Source organism: Psychrobacillus syltrankelensis, from assembly GCF_055454035.1.
This window is the reverse complement of sequence record NZ_CM144227.1, coordinates 3,887,797-3,913,818: the sequence shown is the minus strand read 5'-3', so window position 1 is coordinate 3,913,818 and position 26,022 is coordinate 3,887,797. Positions and strand designations below refer to the sequence as shown.

The following is a 26,022-nucleotide window of genomic DNA, read 5'->3' as shown; positions in this document are numbered from 1 at the left end:
GTCGTCGTTTTAGCGACTTTATTAGTATATCTCATTTCAGAAACATTGTCAACATCTTTTTTCGTTAAAATGTTTGTCTGTCTTTCTGAAGGACAAGTACTAGTATACTTAGTACTTAAACAAAAAGCAACCCCTTTTTTAAAGAAGTTTATATTTTATCTAATTCCCTATCTTTGCAAGAGTCTACAAGTCCCTATATAACAACAATTCGTCTGCATATATAACTAACTCAAATCCTCTTGTTATTTAATATAGTAGGAACTCTGGCTAATAAAACGGAAATCATATGCATCTTCCCACAATTAAAAACCTATTATATTATTCTTAATCATATCGAAGCTATAACCCTGTTTACATCAATATTTAAAAGGGAACCATTTTGAATGATATTAATAACTAATTTAGATACATACATTAAATAGATAAATATAGTGGAGGAATTTTTCATGGAGTATATTCAACAGTATACAGGAAATACCGAGATAGTATTAAAATTATGTTTAGCTGCATTATTAAGTTTAATAATAGGTATAGAACGGGAACTAAAGAAGAAACCAGTTGGGCTTAAAACAAGTATTGTTATCGCAACTTTTAGTTGTTTATTAACGTATATCTCCATTGAAACTGCATACACAGCAAGTCCACGCGAAGGAATTAATATTACAATGGATCCGCTACGTCTTGCTTCACAAATTGTAAGTGGAATTGGGTTTTTAGGTGCGGGTGTCATTTTACGTAAGGGTAATGATAGCATTACAGGTTTAACAACTGCTGCAATGATTTGGGGAGCTGGAGGAATTGGTATAGCAGTCGGCGCAGGATTCTATATTGAAGCTGCACTATCTGTTTGTATAGTTTTGATTGGTATTGAATTAATACCTCCTCTCCTTACTAAAATTGGACCAAAACGATTACGATCAAAAGAATTGTCTATGAAGGTGCTTGTACCAAATGAGCGTAGCATTACGGATGTCTATCAGTATTTATTGGATAATAACGTATATATAGAAAGTATACGAATTAAAGATGTTATTTTGGAGGATAATGAAATGAAACATGAAATGGAAATGCGTTTATCTATTCTAACTAAAAAAAATACTGTAGATTTTTATCTTATGATGAAACAAGAAGACTTCATTGAACGTATGGAAGTTGCATCGATCTAGTGAAAGGAGCAATAATATGCGAGAAATATTCAAACTATTAAAGGGTGGAAATAAGTCCTCCTTAACTGCAGCAATTGTAAATACAATAATCGCTTTGATAAAAGCAGGTGCATTCTTTTTTACTGGGAATGTTGCCATGTTTGCAGAAATGATGCACTCTATTGGAGATGCTGCTAACCAATTTTTCGTTTATACAGGATCTGCTTTATCTAAAAAAGCACCTACACCTAGATTTCCAAATGGTTTTGGAAGGTTAATAAATTTAGTATGTTTAGGAGCTGTAATAATAGTAGGAATTCTTTCATATGAAACTGTTAAAGAAGGGTGGCATCATGTTCAACATCCTACTTCTTCTACTGGAATACTAATCAGCCTTATTGTTTTAGGATTGGGAATTATTCTAGAATCAGCTGTTCTTTACAAGGCCGGAAAAGAAATACTGCATGAAAATGGAATAAAGGGATCCTTTCTTGCACCTATTACAACAAGCTTTTCTTATTTAAATCGAGCAAAACCAGCAACTAAACTCGTATTTATGGAAGACATGGTCGCTACGTTGGGTGGTATTTTGGCCTTTACTGCAATAATAATTTCTCATTTCACTGGTTTCATACAAGCAGAAGGAATTGCTTCTATAATAATTGGGTTAATGATGTTTTATGTTGTAGGAAAAGTATTTCTTGATAATGCAAGAGGTGCTCTTGGTGAAACAGATGAACAAATGCTTGTTCACATTGCACATATTGTGTCTGAAAACATCCATGTAAAAGATATAAAAGAGTTAGTAGTAATAAAAGAAGGCGAATTTTTACATGTAAACTTAGTTGTAGAAATAGATCCTACATTATCATTTGCAGAAGTAGATGACATTCATGATGTTTTAAAAGAACTCATTTTAAACCAGCACAGTGTTACTGATGTAACAATTGCCTTCGATGAAGATGACGGTATAAAACAATGGAAGCATCATAAAGATAAAAAAACGATATTAAAAACACATGACTAAGCATCTGCTCAGTCATGTGTTTTTTTAAAGGCATGCAGTAAGAATGGCTTTTGTATCTTCTGCAGTTAGTTTGTTGAAGTTACCATACTCTCCGTTAATCATTGCTTTTTCAACCATAAGGTCAATTTTAGAACCATCAATATGATAATCAGCTAAGCTAGTTGGTGCTTCTAATGAAGCCCAAAAATCAGCTAATCTGTCGATACCTTCATAAGCAACTTCCTCTGAAGATTTCCCTGTTGGATCTACGAAAAAAACCTTTGTTGCTAGTTTAGCAAATCGTTCAGGATTTACTTTAACATTATGACGCATCCATCTAGGGAAAATTATTGCCAAACCTCCTGCATGAGGGATATCGTAAACAGCAGATACTGCATGTTCGATATTATGACTTGCCCAGTCTCCGTTATAACCCATTTGTAAGAAGCCATTTAATCCTAATGTACCTGCAAACAGTATCGTTTCACGTAGTTCATAGTTCTCCAAGTCTTTGACAAGTTGTGGAGCTGTTTCGATAACTGAGCGAAGAACCCCTTCAATCATCTCATCTTGGACCGGAGTATTCGTTGCATTATGGTAATATTGCTCAAACATATGAGACATCATATCAACAATTCCATATACGGTTTGATCTAACGGTACTGAAAATGTATTTACTGGATCAAGAATCGAAAACTTTGGATAAACTAACGGATTACCCCAGCCATATTTTTCCTGTGTTTCTTCATTAGTAATTACAGAACCAGCATTCATCTCAGAGCCAGTAGCTGCTAGTGTTAAGATTGTCCCGAATGGAAGCGCCTCTTCAGGAAATTCTTTTTTAGTAACAAAATCCCATGGATTTCCATCATACTTTGCAGCAGCAGCGATGAGTTTTGTACAATCAATCACAGAGCCACCACCAACAGCTAATATAACTTCGATACCTTCTTTTTTACAAAGATCTGCTCCTCGTTTTGCAGTAGATAATCTAGGATTTGGCTCAACACCAGCTAATTCAAAGATTTCCATTCCTACTTCATTTAGAGCTGACATCACTTGATTGTATATACCATTTTTCTTGATACTTCCACCGCCATATACAACAAGGACCTTTTTGCCATATTGAGAAATTTCTTCTTTTAGTTGTTCCATTTGGCCTTTACCGAAAATTAACTTTACCGGATTATAAAATGAAAATGCATTCATCTAGACATCCTCCTCTGTTCTCTCTTTTTAATCATAAAAAAACCGCTTGTAAAATACAAGCGGTTCAACTTATTAGAGTGTTTGTCTTATACCCAACCGCGGAAACGTGAAGCTTCAGCAGTTCTACGTACACCAACCATATAAGCGGCTAAACGCATATCGATATTACGAGTAGTAGCTACTTCATAAATATTTTCAAATGCATCAACCATTTTTGCAACAAGTTTGTCGTTTACTTCTTCTTCAGTCCAGTAGTAACCTTGGTTATTTTGAACCCATTCAAAATATGACACTGTTACTCCACCAGCACTTGCTAGTACGTCAGGAACTAATAAAATACCTCTATCGTAAAGAATTTTAGTAGCTTCTGTTGTAGTAGGACCATTTGCAGCTTCAACTACAATTTTAGCTTTAATATTGTGAGCATTGTCAGCTGTGATTTGGTTTTCAATTGCAGCTGGAACTAGAATATCGCAGTCTAATTCTAATAACTCTTGGTTAGAAATTGTATTTTCAAACAAAGTAGTAACAGTACCAAAGCTATCACGACGATCCAATAAATAATCGATATCTAAACCGTTTGGATCGTGTAAAGCACCGTAAGCATCCGAAATTGCAATAACTTTTGCACCTTGATCGTTCAAGAATTTAGCAAGGAAACTTCCAGCGTTACCAAAGCCTTGAATAACAACACGTGCACCTTGCATATCAATGTCACGTTTTTTCGCAGCTTCGTTAATAATAATTGTTACACCTTGTGCTGTAGCACGGTCACGTCCTTGAGATCCACCAAGTACAATTGGTTTACCAGTAATGAAACCAGGTGAGTTGAATTGGTCCATACGGCTATATTCATCCATCATCCATGCCATAATTTGTGCATTAGTAAAAACGTCTGGTGCTGGGATATCTTTAGTTGGTCCAACTATTTGTCCAACAGCTCTAACGTATCCACGGCTTAAGCGTTCAATTTCTCCCATTGACATTTCACGTGGGTCACAAACAACTCCACCTTTACCTCCGCCATATGGAAGATCAACAATCCCAGCTTTTAGAGTCATCCACATAGAAAGTGCCTTCATTTCGTCAGGTGTTACACCTGGATGAAAACGAACTCCACCTTTAGTAGGACCAACTGCATCATTATGTTGTGCACGATAACCAGTGAATACTTTTACTGTGTTATCATCCATTTTAACTGGAATTCGTACTTCTAACATTCTAAGTGGTTCTTTTAGTAGTTCATACATCGCTTCGTCATAACCTAATTTGTGCAGAGCCTCTTGAATGACAGCCTGAGTTGATGTGAACAGGTTTAAATTATCAGCCATTTGATTATTTCGCCTCTTTATTCATAATGTTTTATTCGGAACAATTGTAACATATAGTTACACATATTTGTTTAACAAATATTAATTATTGAATACTTTTTTAATTTTTTCAATAGCCCAGTCTAATTCCTCTTTAGAGATAATCAGAGGTGGAGCAAAGCGGATTACTGTATCATGTGTTTCTTTACATAATAATCCTAGTTCTTTTAGAGCTTCACAGTAAGGACGGGCTTCTTCAGTCAATTCCATACCGATAAACAATCCACGACCACGAACTTCTTTAATAGAAGGATGTTTAATTTCTTTTAATGCATCCATGAAATAATTCCCTAATTCTAGTGAACGATCAGCTAACTTTTCGTCTTCTAAAACTTCAAGAGCTGCTATTGAAACAGCACATGCCATTGGATTTCCACCAAATGTTGAACCGTGAGAACCTGGATTAAATACACTTAAAATATTATTATCAGCAACGATACAAGAGATTGGGAATACTCCACCACCAAGTGCTTTACCTAAAATGTACATATCAGGATTTACTTCTTCCCACTCACATGCAAACATTTTACCAGTACGACCAAGACCAGCTTGAATTTCATCCGCGATAAACAACACATTGCTTTCACGACATAATTCAAGTGCAGATTTTAAGAAACCAGTTGGAGGAATAAGAATTCCAGCTTCCCCTTGAATAGGCTCAATGATAAAAGCAGCAGTATTCGGTGTAATTGCTGATTTAAGTGCTTCTAAGTCACCATAAGGAACTAATTTGATACCTGGTAACATTGGTCCAAATCCGCGTTTATATTCAGGATCAGATGACAATGACACAGCTCCCATTGTACGACCATGGAAATTTCCTATACATGCAATGATTTCAGCTTGATCTGCTTCTACACCTTTTACATCATAAGCCCATCTACGAGCTGCTTTTAGTGCAGTTTCAACAGCTTCAGCACCAGTATTCATTGGTAATACCATTTCTTTACCTGTTAATTTGCTAACTTTTTCATACCATGGACCTAATTGGTCATTATGGAATGCACGAGAAGTTAAAGTTACACGATCAGCTTGATCTTTCAGAGCTTGAATGATTTTTGGATGACGATGTCCTTGGTTAACTGCAGAATAAGCAGAAAGCATATCCATGTATTTGTTTCCTTCTGGATCTTTAACCCAAACTCCTTCTGCTTCTGAAACAACGATTGGAAGTGGGTTATAGTTATTTGCACCAAATTTATTAGTTTGTTCAATAACTTGTTGTGAAATTGTCATGGATTCATACTCCTCTTTTTTAAAATAGTTGGTAGACACATCTACACGATGGTCTACCCTTTTAAATTATTCCGTATTAAAGCATCTCTGAAGTTGATTTTGCTTGCATATGAAGTTGAATATAGTCTGGACCACCAGCTTTTGAATCTGTACCAGACATGTTAAATCCACCAAAAGGTTGGTAACCAACAATTGCACCTGTACATCCACGGTTGAAGTAAAGATTTCCAACATGGAATTCTTCACGTGCTTTTTCTAAGTTCATACGGTTATTTGTAATAACAGCACCTGTTAAGCCATACTCCGTGTTATTTGCAATTTCAATCGCTTCGTTGAAATCTTTTGCTTTTGTAATACCAACAACTGGTCCAAAGATTTCTTCTTGCATAATGCGAGCAGTTGGTGAAAGGTCAGCAATTACTGTTGGTTGGATGAAGAATCCTTTTGAATCGTCACCAGTACCACCTGTAACTAAACGTCCTTCTTCTTTACCAATTTCGATATAGCTCATAATTTTCTTGTATGAACCTCCATCGATAACAGGACCAACAAAGTGCTCGTCATTATCAGGAACACCAACAGTTAAATTATTTGTTAATTCTTCTACACGGCTTACTACTTGATCATATACATCTTCTACAATTACTGCACGTGAACAAGCAGAACATTTTTGACCGCTAAATCCGAAAGCAGATTTCACAATAGATTGAGCAGCTAATTCTAGGTCAGCTTCTTTATCTACTACGATTGTATCTTTACCACCCATTTCAAGGATAGAACGTTTGATCCAGATTTGACCAGGAGCCAATTTAGACGATTTTTCAACGATTCCTAAACCAACATCGCGAGAACCTGTGAAGCTGATTAGACGTGTACGTGGGTGTTCAACTAAGAAATCACCGATTTCTGCACCAGAACCAGGGATGAAGTTTACTACACCTGCAGGTAAACCAGCTTCTTCTAATACTTCAACAAATTTGTAAGAAACAACTGGAGTTGTTGAAGCTGGTTTTAATAGCACTGTGTTACCTGCTACCACTGCTGCAACTGTAGTACCAGCCATAATTGCAAACGGGAAGTTCCATGGAGAAATAACAACAGCTACACCTAATGGAATGTAGTCATAACGATTATATTCACCTGGACGACTTTGTACTGGAGCTCCATCTTTTAAACGTAGCATTTCGCGGCCATAATATTCTAAGAAGTCAATTCCTTCTGCTACTTCTACATCAGACTCAACCCAAGTTTTACCCGCTTCTTTAGATAAAAGAGCAGAAAACTCGAATTTGCGACGGCGAATAATAGCTGCTGCTTTGAAAAGAACGTCTGCACGTACTTCTGGTTTTACTTTTTTCCATGTATTAAAGGTTTCGTCTGCAATATCCATCGCTTTAGATGCAATATCTTTAGTTGCTTTTGAAACAACACCTACAACTTGCTCTTTATTTGCTGGGTTATAAGAAGTAATTTTACCTTCTGTAGTAATTCTTTCACCGCCAACGATTAACGGGTACTCTTCACCAAGGTATGCTTCAACTACTTTATATCCTTCTTTGATCGCTTTTTTGTTCTCTTCTTTAGAGAAATCTGTGAATGCTTCATGTTTATAATCTATCATGTAAAATCCTCCTTAAAATTTAGTGCAAAAATTATTTGCTCTTTTAATCCGTTTACATATATAATAATGCAAAAGATTGTTGCGTTTTTCAAGTATTAAATTCTAAAATGTCGAAATTTTTTTTGAGGTGAGCCAAATGAACTTGAAATTAGTTAAACTTCTTCCTTTTTATAAATTCGCTAGCGAACATGTGGCTGTAGGTATCCACGCAGTCGATATTACAGGAAAAACAGTCATTTATAACGAAAAAATGAAAGAAATAGAAGGTTTAAATTCTGTTGATGTAGTAGATCGAACTATATTAGAACTTTTTCAATTTGAACAACAGGATAGTACTTTGTTAAAAGTTCTTCATAGTGGTGAACCTGTTTTACGCGTTAAACAGACTTATTGGAATCGAAATGGGCAGGAAATAACTACTATTAATGATACCTACCCTGTTTTGGTAGAAGGGGAACTTATTGGAGCAGTTGAATTTTCTAGAGATATTACTGCATTAGAAAGACTAATTTACCAACCACTGAAACGGTACAATGAACCAATCACCCTTTCTACCGTTACAGCCGTTTCCCAATCCATGCAAGAAGTATTAGAGCGATCACTAAAAGCCGCTCATGTTCGAATGCCTGTATTATTAATTGGGGAAGCTGGTACTGGAAAAGACTTAATTGCTGAGGGAATACACAATCAACTATCTCCCGCGAACAATCAATTTATTTCCCTTTTTTGCCATAGTTCGGATAAACACTTAATTAACAAATTTAAAAAAGAGCTAGAACATATCACAAACTGTACAATATTTTGTGAAAGAATCGATCTATTATCCCTAGAATTACAAAATCAGCTTTTGCAAATTTTAAACTCAAATAAAAGTGGGGATAATTTATTCATCGCCAGTATCGGTCAAGATCCTATCGACTTAATATCAACAAACAAATTAAGCAAAGAACTTTATTATTACTTTGCAACGGTAACTATTACAATCCCAGCACTTCGTAATCGTACAGATGATATTTTACCTTTTACACATGATTATTTTAATCGATACCTCAATCGTTATGGTTCCACTATTAATGAAATTGAAGAAGAAGTCATTCAAGCATTTTTAACATACGAATGGCCAGGAAACTTGAAGGAACTGGAACTACTATTAGATGAAATTAGTTCCATGATAACTACAGAGCAAGTGTTGAAATTTGATATGTTACCTCTTCATTTCAAGTTAAAGGTACAAGATTTTAATGAAACAACTAAAAAAGCAGAGGATTTTGTTGTAACTTCTGAAAAAGACATGTTGCCATTAGATGAATACCTTAGAGAAGCAGAGACGTACTATTTACAAAAAGCATTAGATAAATATGATGGGAACATTACAAAAGCAGCAGAAGCATTAGGTATGAGTCGCCAAAATTTACAATACCGACTTAGAAAAATGAAGAAATAAGATGAAAGTCACAGGTGTATTAACAATTTTCTTACAAAATATACTTGGTAGTAAAGCGTAAAATTCTCCATTTCATCTGTACGTTTTCGGTCGCTTTGGACGAAATGATCACCACATCATAACAGTTGAATAGGGATGGGTGGAAGTGACTGCGTCACTTCCACCCATCCCTTTTTCGGTAATCTTGTTGTGGATATTTGTCCGTCGCTTCGCTAAAACGCTCAAGAGAAAAATGCTTTTTTGGAGAATGAGAGAATAGTTGCCGTTCTACGTAGGTTGCAAGTTCCCGAAGATGGAATTTCGAGAACTTTTCACTTTTTTACCATGCGTTCCTTGCTTATTTTTGCTAAGAATTACGACTCATATGGAGATACTGTGAAAAAAAAGTGATACTTTTTTTCAAATCGAAAAGGCGGAAACACTTTAAGGTTCTTTCAAATTTGCAAAACCACAAAAAAGGAACCTGAGTTTTGTCGTTTTTGTACAACTCCCAGAGTCCCCTTTTTCATTTATTATCGGATTGATTGTTTAATCCAACCTGCTAATTTCTCTTTTAATGTGTTAAACCCTTCTTGATCATGCTCATCAACTCGAGCTTGAAGTGTTTTACGTGGCTTATCATCTTTTTTAGGAATAGCAGGTTTTTCTTGTAGTTCCCGAATGGACAAACTTATCTTCCCTGATTCATGATCTACTTCTAGAATTTTTACTTCTACTTCTTGACCTACTGTTAAAAATTCACCTACTTCTTTCACATAGCCGTAAGTTATTTCAGAAATATGCACAAGTCCCTGCGTTTCTTCATCTAAACTGACGAATGCGCCATAAGGTTGTATGCCAGTAACTTTTCCCTTAACAACATCTCCTACCGTAAAATCTTTGATCATCTTGTTCACTCCCTACTCGTCTATGTTCGTATCTACCCTAACGGTCATGTTAAATTATAACATAGTAGAAAGAGAGCGAGCAAAAATCACTGGGTTGGCATAAAGGCTGCTCGCCAACCGTTTTCTGTTTGGATAACTCCAAATCCAATTTCGGTATCTTCCAAATTAAGTGTACGTTCTGGATGGAGGGTTAAAATTACATATCCCTCTTGATTAGAGCGTTGTTCAAAACGTAGAGAAGAAAACTCCTTACTTAAATCCAGTACTTTTTCATGTGGAGCATTCATATATTCTTCTTTCGGAATTTGATAATATTGATCATCTTTAATATAGAGTTCATATTTCGATTATTCATCTTCTAGTTGTGAACAATAATAATATAATCCAACAATTTCTTCTGGTTTGGCATCTTTCAAAACTGTTTGATCATGAGTCTGCGCTCGCTCGATAAGTTCGAATTCTGACATTGCTCCCCCTCACTCTCTCTATATAGGTGTTACGAAAGATAGTTCAATTATGTTTCACAATTACGGATACATTTATATTAAAACCTCGTGTACAATAAGACAGTCCTACAAAAGGAGGAATTACTTTGGAAAAAAGAGATCATTTTGGATCGAAGATAGGTTTTATATTAGCTGCTGCTGGAAGTGCTATCGGCTTAGGCGCGATTTGGAAGTTCCCCTATATGGCAGGAACAAATGGGGGTAGTGTGTTCGTAATACTTTTTATCGTATGTACAATTTTAATTGGTCTTCCTATTTTACTTGCAGAATTTATTATAGGAAGAAAAGGGCAAGCTGATCCGGTAACTGGATTTAAAAAACTAGCACCTGGGAAGCCCTGGTTTATAGTTGGTTGGTCAGGGTTTATCTTTTCTTTTATCATATTATCCTTTTACAGTGTTGTTGGTGGATGGATTTTATCTTATTTAATGAGAGCAATCACGTTTAGTTTAAATGGTACAAGCGAATCGTTCTATGAGGACCTTTTTAGTTCAGTTATTTCTAACCCTCTAGAAGTATTGATTGGACAAGGTGTATTCATATTTTTAACGATTTGGATTGTCTCTGGTGGTATTAAAAGTGGAATTGAGAAGGCAAGTAAATGGATGATGCCCCTTCTCCTTATATTCTTTGTAGTATTAGCAATTCGTTCCTTAACACTAGAAGGGGCCATGGAAGGAGTCAAGTTTCTCTTTGTTCCTGATTGGTCATATTTCACTTGGAAAACTGCATTACTTGCATTAGGGCAAGCATTCTTTTCATTAAGTGTCGGTGTTTCAGCTATGATTACATATGCATCCTATTTACCAAAAGAGACCAATTTAGGTAGTTCGTCTCTCAGTGTATCTCTACTTAATATTGGAATTTCCATTATGGCTGGTCTTGTAATTTTCCCTGCAGTTTTTGCTCTTGGTTTCTCCCCAGATTCGGGTCCTGGATTAGTATTTATCATTTTACCAGCTGTGTTTAAGCAAATAATATTTGGTCAGTTTTTCTTAATATTGTTTTTTATTTTGTTATTATTTGCAACGCTCACTTCTTCTATCAGTATGCTAGAAATAGTTGTTTCAATTGGGATCAAATCAAAGTATGACCGAAGAAAACGCGCAGCATGGATATATGGGTTCTTTATCTTTTTAGTAGGTATTCCTAGTGCTTTATCTTTTGGAGTATTATCGGATATTCACATTTTAGGAATGTCCATTTTTGATTTTGCAGATTTCATCACAAGCAGTTTTGGATTACCACTAGGAGCTTTATTTATCTCGTTATTTGCTGGATTTATACTATCAAAATCGGAACTTTCTAAAGAGTTGATGCTTAATAATTTCCTTTTACACGCATGGCATTTTATTGTTAGATACGCTGCTCCAATCGCCATTATAATCGTTTTTATTCAAGGAATAATTAAATTGTTTTAATAAAAAAAACGCAAACGTCCTTTAAGATTATCTTGTTCTTCAATAATTTCCGAGTGCTTTGGACGAAACATTTGCTACACTATTACCGGAGGAATTTTTAGAGCGGGAAGTGACTGCGCCACTTCCCGCTCCACTTTTTCGTTAATCTTGTGGCGAATGTTTATCCGTCGCCCTCTTGGAATTTGTGAGGACATGATGCGTTTGATTTGGATAATTAGAGAAAAAATACTTTCCTACCCTTTTAAAAGCTTCCGAAGATACCATTTCGGAAGCTCTTCCCTTCTCTACCTTAAATCCCTACCTATTTTTACTGGTTCCGCTTCTATATGGACAAACAAAAAAGCACTAGTTTATTATTTCGATGAAGCATATTGTCTTTCTTATTTGCTCTGTGGAATGTAGTGAAAGGTGGCGACTCCGGACGGAGGCCAACAGGATGTTGGTCACGAAGGCGTTGCCACACGATGTGGTGCTCTTAGCCTTCGTTCCTCGGAGACAGATGAACCATCACAACGAACGCGAAAGCGGCGGTGATGGCTCATCGCTCACCCCGCGGAACGCGCCCACCTGAAACGAAAATCCACGGCACTATTTAATTCTTTAAAGTACTATGAACACAGTTTCCAGGACGATAATCCATATAATATCTTATTCTGTAAGCAAAACCACGGCAAAGCGCCCATTAAGCGCATATTGAATGCATTATGCTAATTTGGGGAGCATATACAATCTTCACCTGAAATTGATATTTTAAAAAATATTTGTCTCGTTCTTTCAAAAATGATGTTCTAAAAAGTTTGTGATATAGTATACTAATACCTTAAGACTTCTTTGAAAGGATGGATGTAATATGAAAAAAGAATTACATGAACAATTACGTCAATTAAGAGAAGAACGCAACATTTCATTAGAAACTCTAGCACTAAAAACAAGAATTGGTACTGGAAAGCTTGAAGCTTATGAAGCTGGCAATGAAACTCCTTCCGTACAAACAATACTTAAACTATCAAATGCATTAGAAGTACCTGCTTCAAATTTATTAGACGGTCTTCAAAACGCATAAAAGCTTTCGGTTTCTCAACCGAAAGCTTTTTCTTTTTAGATAATGCATTTCATCTCATATTTTAAAGCGATTAATTTGTACGAAATTTCCACACATTTTTCGAGTGGAATCCATTGTTCAAACGAATGTTCATAAATAGTTTGAATACGTTTTGCCAATTCAGACGGATGATCAATAGTTTGAAGATCTGCAACCACATCTGCTGCTTCTGCGTCATACCTATCGACACCTATTTCGAATGGGTCCCATTCTTGTAATGTCCAAACAGCTTTTCGATTCATTTCAATTGAGTCCATAAATTTTCACCTTACTAGTTTTTATTAGTTAGGGTTATAATAACATAATAATCTTAAATTGAAAGAGGTAATTAATTTGTCTGATTTTACAACTGTTTTCCAAAGACGCAATACACATTCAGTAAAGTGGGATTTAGTAGAAGAGATTTATTCAATCCCAGATGCATCCGAAGTACTTCCAATGTGGATTGCAGACATGGATTTTGCGATTCCTTCATCTATTACCGATGCACTACATAATCGTTTGAACCATCCTGTTTTTGGTTACTCTTTGGCACCAGAAGAAACAAAAGCAGCTCTTACCAACTGGTTACAAAAAAAGCATCAATTGAAAATTGAAAATAAATGGATCTTATTTCAGCAAGGGGTTATTCCATCAATAGCAGCAGTTATTGAAGCTTTTACAGAAGTAGGAGACAAAGTCCTTATACAGACACCGGTATATCCCCCTTTTACAAGTGTCCCTGAAAAACTAGGGAGAGTTGTTGAAACTTGTAGACTTATCGAACAAGATGGCTCATTAGAAATCGATTTTGAAGCATTTGAAGCAAAATTAAAATCTGGAGTAAAAGCATTTATTCTTTGTAGCCCGCATAACCCAGGCGGAAAAGTGTGGAGTAAGGAAGACTTAACAAAAATAGCTGCACTATGTCAAAGTAATAATGTTTTAGTGTTGTCAGATGAAATCCACTGCGATTTAGTTTTTAAACCAAACAAGCATATTCCTATTTTATCGGTTGCAGAAAATCCTAATAATATTATTACTTTCTTTGCACCTACAAAGACGTTTAACTTAGCCGGAATACAAGCTGCTACAATTATTGTTCCAGATGATCAAAAAAGAAAAGTACTAGAGGAACAAGCATTGATGCGAGGACAAATGGAATTGAACATCTTCTCTTTGACCGCATTTCAAGCCGCTTATGAATATGGTGAAGCTTGGCTTGAGGAACTTTTAAAAATTGTATCGTCAAATATGGATTACGTTGTGAATGAATTAACAACCAAAGTAAATGGGATAAAAGTGTCGAAACCAGAGGGTACCTATTTATTGTGGATTGACTATCGCGACACTGGATTATCTGAAAAGGAAGTGATGGAACTTCTTTTAACTAAAGGAAAGCTAGCACTAGAGCCAGGTACAAAATACGGGGAATCTGGAAATGGTTTTTTACGTATGAATGTAGCTTGCCCGAGAGTGACTGTAGAAGATGGAGTCGCACGATTTATCAAAGCATTAACATAGAATAGCCCAAGCGCCATGCAAATGGGTAAAGAGCACATACTTTCTTATAGCATTATAAAAGGATTCAACTCAGTTTTGAGTTGAATCCTTTTCCATTTGTTCTTTTTTAGCTAGCATTACTTTTGCTTCTATTTCTCTAGCTTTCTCTGCATCTCTATTAGATTTTTTCATTAACCATCTAAATAGTAGTATGCAAATACCTATTAGTATAAATAATTCAATCACAACAGGAATGTATTCTCGTTTGTCTTCTGGAAAATATAAGTATAAAAAACCTAGCTGTAAAAAATAAAACATCTCGAACACTTCCCTATTTATTTTTGCACAATTTCAATCGAATCAATAGTAACATCTTCAAGTGGCTTGTCCTTTGCACCTTTATCTACTGCTGCGATTTTGTCAACAACATCCATTCCATCGATGACCTGTCCAAATACAGTGTGCTTCTGATCCAAATGAGGAGTTCCCCCCATTTTTACATATGCTTCTGCAATCTCCTCTGGCCATCCTTTTGATTTCAATTGTTCTACAGATGCTGGTGCTTCAGATGCTTGAACGATAAAAAATTGACTACCATTCGTGTTAGGCCCAGCATTTGCCATAGAAAGTGCCCCTCTTAAATTAAATAGATTCATCGAAAATTCATCTTCAAATTCTTGACCGTATATACTTTCTCCACCCATACCAGTTCCCGTCGGATCTCCGCCTTGAATCATAAAATCCTCAATTACACGATGGAAAATGATACCGTTATAATATCCATTTTCTGCATGTGTTAAAAAGTTTTCAACTGTTTTAGGAGCTAGTTCTGGGAACAACTTAATTTTAATAGATCCCATTGATGTGTTCATAATAACTAATGCTTCGTTGGAAGCAACTTCTGTTGAAAGTTGTGGATACATTATTTTCTCTCCTTCTTGAATTGTTGTTTTGTCTTCTGTATGATCTACGTTTGTTTCAGTTTCATTCTCTGTTGATGCAACATCTTTTATCGTTTCAGTAGTTTTTTTCCCGCATGCACCTAAGCTTAATACAGCAATTATTAAACATAAAAAAATGATTTTCTTCATGAATCATTCACCCCAAATTAGTTTACCATAATGAAAAGCGTTTTTCAGTGACAAAGTATCTAACTTTCTTAGCTTCACGAAATGTCCTATAATAGGAAGAACTAGAAAGTACGCAACAAATAGAAAGAAGGGATTTGGGTGAGCGTACAAAAAAGAAATTTTATCATTATGTTTTTTTCAAACTTTTTAGTATCTGGAACGATGACGATGATAATGCCATTTTTATCTCTATACATTAAAACAATGGGTGATTTTTCCGATGCATATACCCAGAAATGGGCTGGACTTATTTTTGGAGCTACTTTTGTTTCTGCATTCATTATGTCTCCTATATGGGGACGAATAGCTGATAAATATGGGTACAAGCCTATCCTAATTATTAATGGATTCGGCATTGCGATTAGTGTGCTACTAATGGGATTTGTCCATTCAGTGGAAGCTTTCTTTGTGCTTCGTTTATTTATGGGAATCGTTACCGGATTTATCCCAACTTCACTCGCATTTATTAGTTCGCAAACTCCTAAGAATATTGCTGGGAAAACGATGGGAACGTTGCAAATGGGAAGTGTTTCTGGAACCTTATTTGGTCCAGTAATCGGTGGGTTTTTAGCTGATACGTTTGGATTTCAATATACATTTATTATTACGGCTAGCGCTGTAACTGCTGCCGCACTACTAGTTATTTTCGGAGTACAAGAATTAAGAAAAGAAAAGAAAAAAGGCGATCATGAATATTCTAGAAAAACGGTTATCTCAGGTATATTTCATCACCGTTTGATATTGAATGTACTAATGATCACTTCTCTTATACAAATCGGATTATTTAGTATTCAACCACTTTTATCTTTATACGTTTCTCATTTAACAAATTCCAATGAAGTCGCTTTCCTTGCAGGAATAACGTTTAGTGCAACAGGTGTAGGTAGCTTATTATTTGCGAGAATATGGGGAAAACTAGGAGATTCAATTGGATACGAAAAAGTGTTATCTGCACTTCTTATAATTGCTTTTATTTTCATTGTTCCAATGGCTTTTGTAACTGATTTATGGCAACTCATTGTTCTCCGTCTTCTATTCGGTATTGCTTCAGGTGGACTAATCCCCATTACAACTGCACTTATTAGACGGGAAGCTCCCATTGAAGTGCAAGGAGAATTAATGGGCTATAACACCAGTTTTCGTTTTTTAGGAAATATAATTGGGCCAATGTTTGGTGGTTTCGTCAGTGGATATATAGGAATTTCTTCGGTTTTCTTTGTAACAGGTGCTTTATTCTTAATTGCATTTTTTATTATTTATTTTGCAAGTAAGAAACCTGTCCAAGATTTTGAGGATGTCTTATTAGAAGAAGAAATGCATGAAAAAGCACCTAGCTCATAAGGAATTGGAGTCAAACAAATGCGCCAACTAATAGGTTTTTTATTTATCATAATATGTTTTCCAATCATTTGGATTTTGTATTCATTCATTCATTCTGAATTACTGGCGGCATCTTCTTTTAATGATGAGTTAGCACAATCCATTCAGCTTTCCAGTCCGGTCATATCATCTCCAATCGTTTTATTAGATGAGAACGAGCATACTTTTTCAGAGGATTATGTGGAATGGAGAGATCCACTTCCACTTGAGTCCATTCCTTTGTTTGTGCAAGAGTTGTTTATTCAAAGTGAAGATGTGGAATTTTACAACCATATTGGATTTAATTTTAGTGCGATTTTCCGAGCCGTATTTGCAAATGCTTCCGCAAATTCAAAAGATCAAGGAGCAAGTACGATTACACAACAATTAGTTAGGTTAAGATACTTATCTACTGAAAAGACGTATGAACGTAAAGTAACGGAGCTTGTCTATGCTTATGAAATGGAAAAGCAATCTACTAAAGAAGAAATCTTAGCAAATTATTTAAATGAAATCTATTTTAGTAACCAAGTATATGGAATTGGGGCTGCTGCAACTTATTATTTTGGGAAACCACTAAATCAATTATCTGAAGCAGAACTTGCCTTTATTAGTGCTATACCAAACAACCCGAAAATTTATAATCCTCTTGAACACTTTGAAGCTACTAAAAAGCGGCAAGAATTACTTATAGATGTTTTGGTGAAAAATGGTAAAATATCTAAAGATTATGCAGAAACATTAAAAACCGAACCAATTGTTCTACTTACCAAAACAAAAAAACAACTTTACCCTGCCTATAGCACATATGTATTGGATGAATTAAAAAACATTATTGCTGAAAAAGAAGGTTTTATCGAAAAAATGAATAACGCTCAAAATGAGCAACAAAAACTTATTTTCGAAAATGAACTTCAAACAAAAGTGAACGCTGTAATTTCACAAGGTGTTACGATTTATACAGCTCTTAGCCCCTTAAAACAACAAAACGATGAAAAATATATAAACCATTTACTTTATAAAACACCTGACTTGCAAGCTGCATCAGTTGTCATAAACAATGATACGCGAGAAATTGTTAGCATATTTGGCGGTAAAGATTATAAAAAGTTCGATTTTCATCGTGCATTTCAAGCAGTCCGTCAACCGGGGTCTGCACTTAAACCATTACTTGTGTATGCACCAGTCTTTGAAACTACTACACTAACTCCAAATAATACGATTAATGGCGGTAAACTATGCATAGGTAATTATTGTCCTAGAAACTATGGAGGGAGAGAATACGGTTATGTAACAATTAAACAAGCATTCCGTTTAAGCCATAACACCCCCGCTGTTCGATTATTAGAAACTGTCGGAATTGACAATGCTTTTGTTAAACTAAATCAGTTTCAATTTAATCATTTAACAAAGGAAGATCATTCATATGCTGCTGCACTTGGTGGACTCACAAATGGTGTAACAGTATTAGAAATGGCAGATGCTTACACTAGTTTTACAAATGGAATGTATAAACCTGCTCATGCAATTCGCAAAGTAACTGATAAAAGTGGAAATGTTTTATATGAATGGAATGAAGAGAAATTAGAAGTTTGGTCACCTAAAACGGTGCAAACAATGAGGGCATTACTTTCTGACGTTGTTCAAAATGGGACGGGAAGAGGAATATCTATAACATCTACCTATGTAGGTGCCAAAACAGGAACAACAAATGATTTTTATGACTATTGGATTGCCGGGCTAACAGATAAATATACATCTGCTGTATGGATAGGATATGATATGCCTAAAAATATGAAGCCAATTGAATCCAAAAAAATCCACCTTTCGATTTTCAATAAAATTATGACGTACGAATAAAAGAAGCTACGAGTTTGTAGCTTCTTTTATTTTAGTTAAATGGGCACTTGCATTCTAACCTTATGGATATGGAAAGTATAAAATTTAATGCCCCATCATCATCGTTGTATCAGGTTTATCTTCTTCATTTCTTTCTTCATGGTCGTCCTTCAAACGCGGCTTGCGTAGGATAAGACTCATAAGTACACCAAAGGCAGCAATACAAGAGGTAAGAAAGAAAATATCGCCGAATGCAGCTGCTGAGCTTTGAGCCAGATTGGCATTAGCACCCGCTTCAACCATATGGTGAGTTGTTCTAGAAGTTAAGAAACCTGTTAATCCAGCAATAGCGAATGACATCACGACTTGTTAAGTAGCTGTTGTAAGTGGAGTTATCCGACTAACAAGTTTACGAGGAGCGGAATTTAATACATGCGTATTAAGTGCCATCATCGATAACCCCATACCGGATCCCATCATAGCTAGTGGTAGCATCAATGTAGTCCTAGTGCTGTCAAGGCCGATTTTAGATAGTAAGAATAAAGCGGTTGTTATAATAATTAATCCAACAAAAGCTAACGGACGAGCCCCCACTTTATCAAAAAGCTTACCTCCGATTGGCATAAACACAACAGAAGCAAGCGCCATAGGGAGCGTAGTTAACCCGCTTTCCAATGGTGTATAACCTAGAAGATTTTGCAAGAATAAGGGAACCATCAGGATAGAACCCATAAGTGCAATTTGAGAAATCCAAGTTAAGATAACTCCTCTTGTGAAATCAGATGAACCAAATGCACGAAGCTCTAGAAGTGGTTGTTTCTGACGAAGCTCCACAACAATAAACACAGCAAGTGCTAAACCACCAACGATTAATCCTGTTAATGTTCTTGTTGAAGTCCAATCCGTACCACCTTCACTCATACCGAACGCAAGCATGGAAAAGGCAATCGGAGCTAATATCATTCCCCAAACATCAAGTGCAGGTGTTTTATGACGCTCAATGATTGGCAAGTATTTGAAACCGACTAACATTGCTGCAATTCCGATTGGCAGATTAATAAGGAATATCCAATGCCATGATGCAATTCCAATAAGCCATCCTGACAAAATCGGTCCAGCTGCTGGAGCAAGAAGCATAGGAACACCAAGCATTGCCATTACCGATCCCCTCTTATCGGGAGGAGAGAGTTTAAAGATCATGGCCATTCCGATTGGAGAAACCATTCCACCGCCCAGTCCTTGAATAACGCGGAAAAGCACGAGCTGTTCCGATGTCTGAGCGATAGAACAAAGAACCGAGCCAAGAGTAAACAAAGCAATTGTAGTTAAAAAAACTTGTTTTGCCCCGAACTTATCAGTTAACCAACCAGCAAGCGGAATTACGGCCGCAAGGGATAACGTATAACCTGTAATTGTCCATTGGATTGTTTTAAGCGAAGTATCGAAGTATGACTGCAGATTGGGAATTGCGACATTAACGACCGTGCTATCCAGAATGACCATAATCATCCCTATAATTACGGCCATAAGAGGCATAATAAGTGCTTTTACTGAAAACTCAGGCTGTTGCGCTGCCGAAGCAGTGTTTTTTGTTGACATAAGTTAATTCCTTTCCTTGACCAGATATGATGAACGTTTTACTATTGACCTATAGTTTTTTAGAAAAACTATCCAGTCAAAGGTTACTTTTTTATTCTACTTTTTTTAAATTCAATGTCAAATATATTTATTAGGAGGAAAACCTTGAGCATTATCAGACAAAATATTATTGACTCTGCTTCTCGACATTTTTCGGAGAAGGGCTATGAGGCTACTTCCATACAAGAAATAGCTGATGATTGTGGAATTGCCAAAGGGTCCTTATATAAATTTTTCCCATCAAAAGAAGATTTATATATTGCTTTTCACGATTCACAACAGATGGCCATGTACACTAAAATTGAAAACATTCGAGAAGATGCAACACGATCCTTGCGCGAGGTATTTATTCTCGAAACCGAATGTCATTTCGAATTTTTCCTAAATAATAAATTTATTATGCATGATATCAAAAAAATGAACACTTCAAAGGGACATTTTGCCCCTTACTTCCTTCGTTTAAGAGCAAATCACCTAAAATATAGTAAAGAGAGTTTGATTCGATTTCTTGGAGAAATAGTCTGCCCTAATATTTGGGATTTAGTTATAATGTATAACGGGATTGCGAGAGAATTTATTTTCCTTGTGCTATACGAAAACAAACCGCTGAGTAGTAGAAATATTGCGATTTATATTGCAGATCGAATCGAAGAACTATCCGAATGTATCTTACAAAAGAAAACAAAGCCGCTCTTGCAAAGTTCTCTAATGGACAATTATATGCAATATGAAATAGCAGAAAAATCAATTCCAGTAGAAGAATATCGAACACATTTGATTGGTAACTTATTATCTACCGTTAAAGAGCTTCCAATAACAAATTTCCGAAAAGCGGAGCTAAACGATGCGATCGCTTTGCTGCAGGAGGAACTTACAAAAGAGACACCTAAGTCCATTCTTATTCATGCATTGCTGGACTTTATTGGAAAAGACCACGAACTGAATAATATCGTTAGTCAATTAAAAAGATATATTTTATGAACTATGATTATTAGAGGTATCGTTTAGGATAATTCCATCGAATCTTCATATCAATAACTTTGAAAAATAAGAAAAGTGCAAACGGCTTTTAAGTGCACCTGTTCTTCACTAATTCCCGAGTGCTTTGGAATAAACATCGGCTACACTATTAACGAAGAACTTTATAGAGGATCTGGAAGTGACGCTGTCACTTCCAGATCCTCTTTTTTCGGTAATCTTGTGGCGGATGTTTGTCCGTCGCCCTCTTGAAATATATAGAGACAAGGTACATAAGCTTTGGATAATAAGAGAATAAATTCTATTCTACTCGTTTAAAAGCGGACGAAGATACAATTTCGTCCGCTCAACGCTTCTTTAATAATAGATGCTGTCTATTTTTCTTAAATTCCACAGGATTACTGGTATTATTAAGTTTAAATACTCAAATAAAAAGTCAAAAACTGTCATAGAGCGACTAATTGTAAGGTGAAAGCTACAGATTCTATACTGAAAGCAACAAATTCTTTACTGAAAGCAACCAAATCCTTGAAGAAAGCAACCATTTCTCAATATAAAGAGTTAACTTTATTTGAGATGGCAACAAATCAACACTAGTCAATCGTGTGAAACAAAAAAACCAATGAACACGGTATTTCATATACTTTCTCTTGTCTTTAAAAAATGACTGTAGCCAAGCTCGATTTTTTCGAGTTTGGCTACAGTCTGAGAAGCTATGAATCTGTAGCTTCTTTTTTAAATTATAAAAATGGTAAACTCGCCATAACTCCGTTATAAAGTTTAATAATTACATAGATCACTAATGCTAAAAAAAGGCTCCATACAAGAATCTCGAACATGATTAAACCGACTGTCCCCAACATACTCATCGAACTGCTTAATTTAAAAACGACATAGACAAAATAAATGAATGCTGTAGATATAAAGACCGCTAGCAATATTGGAAGAGATTGAAAACCTATTGCAGAAACCACCGCTCCAATAAAAAATATAACGTACCCGCCTCGAGCTTGTGAAATTGTCTTTCCCTCTAGATCCTTCGAGAAAAATAACATACCTAATTCATGAATCGTTTCAGCAATTAACTTGAGTGCAGAAAAAAGCATAAAATAAATGAGAGCAAAAATAATAAGTAAAAATAATTTCAACTCCAAATCCGACAGAAACTCTCTCATACCACTATAGACACCGATAACTTTAAAAAGTTCCAGTGCTTTGTTCATTGTAAAGATGGAAAAAGATAAACTGAATAATAAAATAGTAATTAATGGTAAAAATCCAAACACATATGGGTTCTTCATAACTGCTCCTCATATTCTATAATGTATACGATTGTATCATATCCAAGAAAAGGTACATTCTGCAAGTAGCTTTCAGTTACTTTGCCATGCAATTACCTCACTTTTGCGTTATAATTTTAAAGATGCATATAAATACATACTTTTGAAAGGAGGGTTCCTTTGTCCTTAGTTTTTGCAATTTTCATTCCTATTGTTGTTGCTCTGGTGATTCCTTTTATATTTAAGAAAGCTCCTAGAATTCACACAGGATGGTTTGTTTTAATTGTCTCAGTAGCATTGGTCTGCTTTTATGCCGCCTACATACCATCTATAATGGGTGGAACCACTATTACGCAAGAACTTCCTTGGATTCCATCCCTGGGAATATCCATTGTTTCTTACATAGACGGATTAAGCTTGCTTTTTTCTTTATTAATTACTGGGATTGGATCTCTAGTTATTTTATACTCCATTTTTTATTTGGATAAGAAAAAAGAAAAGCTTGGAAACTTTTACGTATACCTATTAATTTTTATGAGTGCAATGCTAGGAGTCGTTCAATCTGACAATTTAATCAGCTTGTATTTCTTTTGGGAATTAACGTCCATATCCTCTTTTCTTCTAATCGGATATTGGTATACGAGAGATGCTTCTCGTTTCGGGGCATTAAAATCGATGATGATCACTGTATTTGGCGGACTTATGATGCTTGGAGGGTTTGTAATTCTAGGAATCATTGGTGACACTTTCTCCATTCGAGAACTGATTGGACAAGCTCCAGCACTTGCTGGACGAGACCTTTTTGTATTGGCTCTTGTATTAGTGTTACTTGGAGCATTTACGAAATCTGCACAGTTTCCTTTTTACATTTGGTTACCGGATGCAATGGAAGCCCCAACGCCAGTTAGCGCCTATTTACACTCCGCTACGATGGTCAAAGCTGGATTATATTTAGTCGCAAGATTTACTCCTATTTTTGCTTTTTCTGAAGTTTGGATTTGGCTTGTAACTGGAATAGGAATTCTCACATTATTCTGGGGCTCTTTCTTTGCCATTAAGCAAACGGATTTAAAAGGGATTCTTGCTTTTTCAACCGTTAGTCAACTTGGTTTGATCATGTCCTTACTTGGAATCGGTTCAGTTGCTTATCATGTCACAGGAGATTTAGTAACTACTTTTACATTTGCAACATTTGCAGCCATTTTTCATCTAATCAATCATGCTACTTTTAAAGGAAGTTTGTTCATGATTGCTGGAATAGTAGATCATCAAACTGGGACGAGAGATATCCGAAAACTTGGTGGGTTAATGAGTATAATGCCAATAAGTTTTACGATTGCTTTAATAGGTAGCTTATCAATGGCTGGAGTCCCACCGTTAAACGGATTTTTGAGTAAAGAAATGTTTTTAGAAGCCGTTCTAAATTTACAACACTTTGATCTATATGCAATGGATTCTTGGGGCATTTTGTTCCCTGTTATTGCATGGATTGCAAGTGTATTTACATTTGTATATAGTATGTATTTTGTATTTCATACATTTCGAGGAACACATAAACCCGAGCAATTACCAAAAGCAGCGCATGAAGCACCAATTGGAATGCTTTTGTCACCTGCGGTATTAGCAACACTTGTCTTAGTTATTTTCTTTGTCCCAAATTTTGTTGGACGTACATTTATTAAGCCAGCAGTAGCAGCTATTCAGCCTTTAGCTTACAGTATTCCAGCAGATGTTGGATTTACGATTAAAGCTTGGCATGGTTTTCACTCCCCTTCTTTGTATATGACGCTTGGAATTTTTCTAGTAGGTTTTATATTATTTAAAACTATTGCCAAATGGTCTCCATCTTACGAAAAACTACCAGCCAAATTTACTTTAAACAATATGTATGATGGCTTGATGCGTCTTACGGATGCTGGATTTAATCGTTTGTCATCCATTTACATGACAGGCTCTATTCGCTCCTATTTTGTGTATATGTTTGCCGCAATCATTGTATTGCTTGGTGGAACGATGTGGCTGAAAGATGCATTTACTATTAGTTTTGATAACCTAGCACCTATTCGTTTCTTTGAAATACTAATTTCGATTATTTTAGTTATTAGTACTATTACTATTCTAGTTACAAAATCAAGGCTAACTGCTATTATCGCACTTGGAGCAGTAGGCTATACAGTTGCATTGTTCTATATTCTGTTTAAAGCCCCAGATCTTGCATTAACACAATTAGTAATCGAAACAGTTTCAGTTGCTTTATTTCTAGGTGCATTTTATCATCTACCGAAGATGAATACACATGAAAAAGGAAAAGAAGATCGTCGTTTCCGTTTAGGTAATTTTATTATAGCACTTGGAGTAGGTGTAATGGTTACGTTAATCGCTATTTCATCTCACTCTCAAAAACTTATGCTTTCCATCTCACAGTACTATAAAGATACTGTATATACGGAGGCTGGTGGTAAGAATATCGTAAACGTTATTTTAGTAGATTATCGTGGATTTGATACATTGTTCGAAATAAGCGTATTAACGATTGCCTCACTTGGAATCATCGGCATGATTACTTTACGTCTTGCAAAAAAGAAAGGAGATAGAAAAATTGAAAACAAATGATTTAATTATCCAAACGACTACTAAAGTAGTTTTCTTCATTATTTTTCTATTCTCAATCCATATCTTTTTTGCAGGCCATTATGCACCAGGTGGAGGATTTGTTGGTGGGTTATTAATGTCTAGTGCAATTGTTTTATTACTACTAGCATTTGACTTAAAAACGGTAAAAGAAATGCTACCAGTTAACTACACTGTAATAACCGCAATCGGTTTGTTAACCTCTCTTGCTACGGCAGCTGGTTCTATTTTCTTTAATGTCCCTTTCTTTACGCATGTATATAGTGATTTCAACTTGCCTCTTCTTGGGGTAACTTCAATTCATACGGCCATGTTTTTTGATACTGGTGTTTACTTAGTTGTTGTCGGAGTCACTATGACCATTATTCAAATGATTGGAGGAGATGAATAATGGAAATTTTAATGTCCATTTTAATCGGCTTTCTATTCATGGCAGCCATTTATTTAATACTTTCCAGAAGCTTGCTTCGAATAATTATAGGAACTGGCTTGTTAAGTCATGGAACCCATCTCTTACTATTAACGATGGGCGGTTTAAATGGAAAAGCTGCTCCGGTGTTAACAAATGGAGTTACAGACTATGTAGATCCCATTCCGCAAGCTTTAATATTGACTGCTATCGTAATCAGTTTCGGTGTTACTGCCTTTTCTTTAGTGCTTGCTTACCGCACGTATAAAGAACTTGGTACAGACAATATGGAATTAATGAAAGGAACAGAAGACAATGATTAATTTATT

Annotated in this window: 24 protein-coding genes; 12 read left to right on the top strand and 12 right to left on the bottom strand. The window is 35.7% G+C overall.

The genetic code is table 11. The features are described from left to right. Positions 1–446: 446 nt before the first annotated feature. Entirely contained in the window at positions 447–1,166 is a 720-nt protein-coding gene (locus ACTSKG_RS19310; protein WP_464756142.1) for an MgtC/SapB family protein, read from the top strand. A gap of 16 nt (positions 1,167–1,182) precedes the next feature. Beyond that, entirely contained in the window at positions 1,183–2,172 is a 990-nt protein-coding gene (locus ACTSKG_RS19305) for a cation diffusion facilitator family transporter (protein WP_464756141.1), read from the top strand. A 24-nt stretch (positions 2,173–2,196) separates the two neighbouring features. On the opposite strand, the gene ACTSKG_RS19300 is transcribed toward ACTSKG_RS19305, so the two are convergent. The 4 genes from ACTSKG_RS19300 to pruA form a co-directional block, all read right to left on the bottom strand. After that, complete coding sequence (locus ACTSKG_RS19300; RefSeq protein ID WP_464756140.1) at positions 2,197–3,360, bottom strand: iron-containing alcohol dehydrogenase; 1,164 nt, start codon at positions 3,358–3,360, stop codon at positions 2,197–2,199. Between the two features lie 86 nt (positions 3,361–3,446). Beyond that, complete coding sequence (locus ACTSKG_RS19295; RefSeq protein WP_387585730.1) at positions 3,447–4,691, bottom strand: Glu/Leu/Phe/Val family dehydrogenase; 1,245 nt, start codon at positions 4,689–4,691, stop codon at positions 3,447–3,449. Between the two features lie 81 nt (positions 4,692–4,772). Beyond that, positions 4,773–5,966, bottom strand: coding sequence for an ornithine--oxo-acid transaminase (locus ACTSKG_RS19290; protein ID WP_464756139.1), 1,194 nt, complete (start codon positions 5,964–5,966; stop codon positions 4,773–4,775). A 76-nt stretch (positions 5,967–6,042) separates the two neighbouring features. Continuing rightward, on the bottom strand, positions 6,043–7,587 hold the full coding sequence (pruA, locus tag ACTSKG_RS19285) for an L-glutamate gamma-semialdehyde dehydrogenase (RefSeq protein WP_464756138.1): 1,545 nt from the start codon (positions 7,585–7,587) through the stop codon (positions 6,043–6,045). 136 nt (positions 7,588–7,723) lie between these two features. On the opposite strand from pruA, the gene ACTSKG_RS19280 reads away from it, so the two are divergent. Beyond that, complete coding sequence (locus ACTSKG_RS19280) at positions 7,724–9,031, top strand: sigma 54-interacting transcriptional regulator (RefSeq protein WP_464756137.1); 1,308 nt, start codon at positions 7,724–7,726, stop codon at positions 9,029–9,031. A gap of 512 nt (positions 9,032–9,543) precedes the next feature. On the opposite strand, the gene yugI is transcribed toward ACTSKG_RS19280, so the two are convergent. Further along, the gene (gene yugI / locus ACTSKG_RS19275) at positions 9,544–9,918 is read right to left on the bottom strand and encodes a S1 domain-containing post-transcriptional regulator GSP13 (RefSeq protein ID WP_464756136.1); all 375 of its coding nucleotides are present in this window, start codon (positions 9,916–9,918) and stop codon (positions 9,544–9,546) included. 86 nt (positions 9,919–10,004) lie between these two features. Then, positions 10,005–10,205: a hypothetical protein gene (locus ACTSKG_RS19270; protein WP_464756135.1), complete on the bottom strand. Its 201-nt coding sequence runs from the start codon at positions 10,203–10,205 to the stop codon at positions 10,005–10,007. A gap of 305 nt (positions 10,206–10,510) precedes the next feature. On the opposite strand from ACTSKG_RS19270, the gene ACTSKG_RS19265 reads away from it, so the two are divergent. Both ACTSKG_RS19265 and ACTSKG_RS19260 read left to right on the top strand, forming a co-directional pair. After that, a complete protein-coding gene (locus tag ACTSKG_RS19265; RefSeq protein WP_464756134.1) occupies positions 10,511–11,845 on the top strand; it encodes a sodium-dependent transporter in 1,335 nt (444 codons plus the stop codon). A gap of 850 nt (positions 11,846–12,695) precedes the next feature. Further along, on the top strand, positions 12,696–12,908 hold the full coding sequence (locus tag ACTSKG_RS19260; RefSeq protein WP_464756133.1) for a helix-turn-helix domain-containing protein: 213 nt from the start codon (positions 12,696–12,698) through the stop codon (positions 12,906–12,908). A 35-nt stretch (positions 12,909–12,943) separates the two neighbouring features. On the opposite strand, the gene ACTSKG_RS19255 is transcribed toward ACTSKG_RS19260, so the two are convergent. Next, positions 12,944–13,204 (bottom strand): DUF1871 family protein, encoded by a 261-nt coding sequence (locus tag ACTSKG_RS19255; RefSeq protein WP_464756132.1) that lies wholly within the window; start codon positions 13,202–13,204, stop codon positions 12,944–12,946. A 76-nt stretch (positions 13,205–13,280) separates the two neighbouring features. On the opposite strand from ACTSKG_RS19255, the gene ACTSKG_RS19250 reads away from it, so the two are divergent. Then, positions 13,281–14,450, top strand: coding sequence for a MalY/PatB family protein (locus ACTSKG_RS19250; protein WP_464756131.1), 1,170 nt, complete (start codon positions 13,281–13,283; stop codon positions 14,448–14,450). A 69-nt stretch (positions 14,451–14,519) separates the two neighbouring features. Here the strand turns inward: ACTSKG_RS19250 and ACTSKG_RS19245 are convergent, their stop codons facing one another. Together ACTSKG_RS19245 and ACTSKG_RS19240 are read right to left on the bottom strand one after the other, a co-directional pair. Next, positions 14,520–14,747, bottom strand: coding sequence for a hypothetical protein (locus ACTSKG_RS19245; RefSeq protein ID WP_464756130.1), 228 nt, complete (start codon positions 14,745–14,747; stop codon positions 14,520–14,522). A 17-nt stretch (positions 14,748–14,764) separates the two neighbouring features. Further along, positions 14,765–15,520, bottom strand: a complete 756-nt coding sequence (locus ACTSKG_RS19240) for a peptidylprolyl isomerase (RefSeq protein WP_464756129.1) — start codon at positions 15,518–15,520, stop codon at positions 14,765–14,767. A 138-nt stretch (positions 15,521–15,658) separates the two neighbouring features. Between ACTSKG_RS19240 and ACTSKG_RS19235 the strand changes: the two genes are divergently transcribed. Beyond that, positions 15,659–16,900 carry an MFS transporter gene (locus tag ACTSKG_RS19235; protein WP_464756128.1) on the top strand — a complete coding sequence of 414 codons (1,242 nt, stop codon included), beginning with the start codon at positions 15,659–15,661 and terminating at the stop codon, positions 16,898–16,900. Positions 16,901–16,918: 18 nt separating this feature from the next. After that, positions 16,919–18,778: a transglycosylase domain-containing protein gene (locus ACTSKG_RS19230; protein ID WP_464756127.1), complete on the top strand. Its 1,860-nt coding sequence runs from the start codon at positions 16,919–16,921 to the stop codon at positions 18,776–18,778. Between the two features lie 84 nt (positions 18,779–18,862). Here ACTSKG_RS19230 and ACTSKG_RS19225 read toward each other — a convergent pair whose 3' ends face one another. Together ACTSKG_RS19225 and ACTSKG_RS19220 are read right to left on the bottom strand one after the other, a co-directional pair. After that, positions 18,863–19,120 carry a hypothetical protein gene (locus ACTSKG_RS19225; protein ID WP_464756126.1) on the bottom strand — a complete coding sequence of 86 codons (258 nt, stop codon included), beginning with the start codon at positions 19,118–19,120 and terminating at the stop codon, positions 18,863–18,865. 6 nt (positions 19,121–19,126) lie between these two features. Then, positions 19,127–20,356, bottom strand: coding sequence for a DHA2 family efflux MFS transporter permease subunit (locus tag ACTSKG_RS19220; protein ID WP_464756125.1), 1,230 nt, complete (start codon positions 20,354–20,356; stop codon positions 19,127–19,129). Between the two features lie 144 nt (positions 20,357–20,500). On the opposite strand from ACTSKG_RS19220, the gene ACTSKG_RS19215 reads away from it, so the two are divergent. Then, positions 20,501–21,376 carry a TetR/AcrR family transcriptional regulator gene (locus ACTSKG_RS19215; RefSeq protein ID WP_464756124.1) on the top strand — a complete coding sequence of 292 codons (876 nt, stop codon included), beginning with the start codon at positions 20,501–20,503 and terminating at the stop codon, positions 21,374–21,376. 737 nt (positions 21,377–22,113) lie between these two features. On the opposite strand, the gene ACTSKG_RS19210 is transcribed toward ACTSKG_RS19215, so the two are convergent. Continuing rightward, positions 22,114–22,674: a DUF5366 family protein gene (locus ACTSKG_RS19210; RefSeq protein WP_464756123.1), complete on the bottom strand. Its 561-nt coding sequence runs from the start codon at positions 22,672–22,674 to the stop codon at positions 22,114–22,116. A gap of 159 nt (positions 22,675–22,833) precedes the next feature. On the opposite strand from ACTSKG_RS19210, the gene ACTSKG_RS19205 reads away from it, so the two are divergent. The 3 genes from ACTSKG_RS19205 to ACTSKG_RS19195 are packed head-to-tail and all read left to right on the top strand — an operon-like array spanning position 22,834 to position 26,016. Then, positions 22,834–25,266: a Na+/H+ antiporter subunit A gene (locus tag ACTSKG_RS19205; protein ID WP_464756122.1), complete on the top strand. Its 2,433-nt coding sequence runs from the start codon at positions 22,834–22,836 to the stop codon at positions 25,264–25,266. Beyond that, positions 25,253–25,675: a Na(+)/H(+) antiporter subunit B gene (locus ACTSKG_RS19200; RefSeq protein WP_464756121.1), complete on the top strand. Its 423-nt coding sequence runs from the start codon at positions 25,253–25,255 to the stop codon at positions 25,673–25,675. The genes ACTSKG_RS19205 and ACTSKG_RS19200 overlap by 14 nt, the downstream gene beginning before the upstream one ends. Continuing rightward, entirely contained in the window at positions 25,675–26,016 is a 342-nt protein-coding gene (locus ACTSKG_RS19195) for a Na(+)/H(+) antiporter subunit C (RefSeq protein ID WP_464756120.1), read from the top strand. Before ACTSKG_RS19200 ends, ACTSKG_RS19195 begins: the two co-directional genes overlap by 1 nt. Positions 26,017–26,022: the final 6 nt, after the last annotated feature.

Bases quoted from the DNA above. Each gene is read 5' to 3' on its own strand.
- ACTSKG_RS19245 (WP_464756130.1), bottom strand. From the start codon at position 14,747: ATGTTTTATTTTTTACAGCTAGGTTTTTTATACTTATATTTTCCAGAA.
- ACTSKG_RS19280 (WP_464756137.1), top strand. From the start codon at position 7,724: ATGAACTTGAAATTAGTTAAACTTCTTCCTTTTTATAAATTCGCTAGC.
- ACTSKG_RS19220 (WP_464756125.1), bottom strand. From the start codon at position 20,356: ATGTCAACAAAAAACACTGCTTCGGCAGCGCAACAGCCTGAGTTTTCA.
- ACTSKG_RS19255 (WP_464756132.1), bottom strand. From the start codon at position 13,204: ATGGACTCAATTGAAATGAATCGAAAAGCTGTTTGGACATTACAAGAA.
- ACTSKG_RS19290 (WP_464756139.1), bottom strand. From the start codon at position 5,966: ATGACAATTTCACAACAAGTTATTGAACAAACTAATAAATTTGGTGCA.
- ACTSKG_RS19305 (WP_464756141.1), top strand. From the start codon at position 1,183: ATGCGAGAAATATTCAAACTATTAAAGGGTGGAAATAAGTCCTCCTTA.
- yugI (WP_464756136.1), bottom strand. From the start codon at position 9,918: ATGATCAAAGATTTTACGGTAGGAGATGTTGTTAAGGGAAAAGTTACT.
- ACTSKG_RS19195 (WP_464756120.1), top strand. From the start codon at position 25,675: ATGGAAATTTTAATGTCCATTTTAATCGGCTTTCTATTCATGGCAGCC.
- ACTSKG_RS19210 (WP_464756123.1), bottom strand. From the start codon at position 22,674: ATGAAGAACCCATATGTGTTTGGATTTTTACCATTAATTACTATTTTA.
- ACTSKG_RS19230 (WP_464756127.1), top strand. From the start codon at position 16,919: ATGCGCCAACTAATAGGTTTTTTATTTATCATAATATGTTTTCCAATC.
- ACTSKG_RS19260 (WP_464756133.1), top strand. From the start codon at position 12,696: ATGAAAAAAGAATTACATGAACAATTACGTCAATTAAGAGAAGAACGC.
- ACTSKG_RS19310 (WP_464756142.1), top strand. From the start codon at position 447: ATGGAGTATATTCAACAGTATACAGGAAATACCGAGATAGTATTAAAA.
- pruA (WP_464756138.1), bottom strand. From the start codon at position 7,587: ATGATAGATTATAAACATGAAGCATTCACAGATTTCTCTAAAGAAGAG.
- ACTSKG_RS19240 (WP_464756129.1), bottom strand. From the start codon at position 15,520: ATGAAGAAAATCATTTTTTTATGTTTAATAATTGCTGTATTAAGCTTA.
- ACTSKG_RS19270 (WP_464756135.1), bottom strand. From the start codon at position 10,205: ATGAATGCTCCACATGAAAAAGTACTGGATTTAAGTAAGGAGTTTTCT.
- ACTSKG_RS19300 (WP_464756140.1), bottom strand. From the start codon at position 3,360: ATGAATGCATTTTCATTTTATAATCCGGTAAAGTTAATTTTCGGTAAA.
- ACTSKG_RS19295 (WP_387585730.1), bottom strand. From the start codon at position 4,691: ATGGCTGATAATTTAAACCTGTTCACATCAACTCAGGCTGTCATTCAA.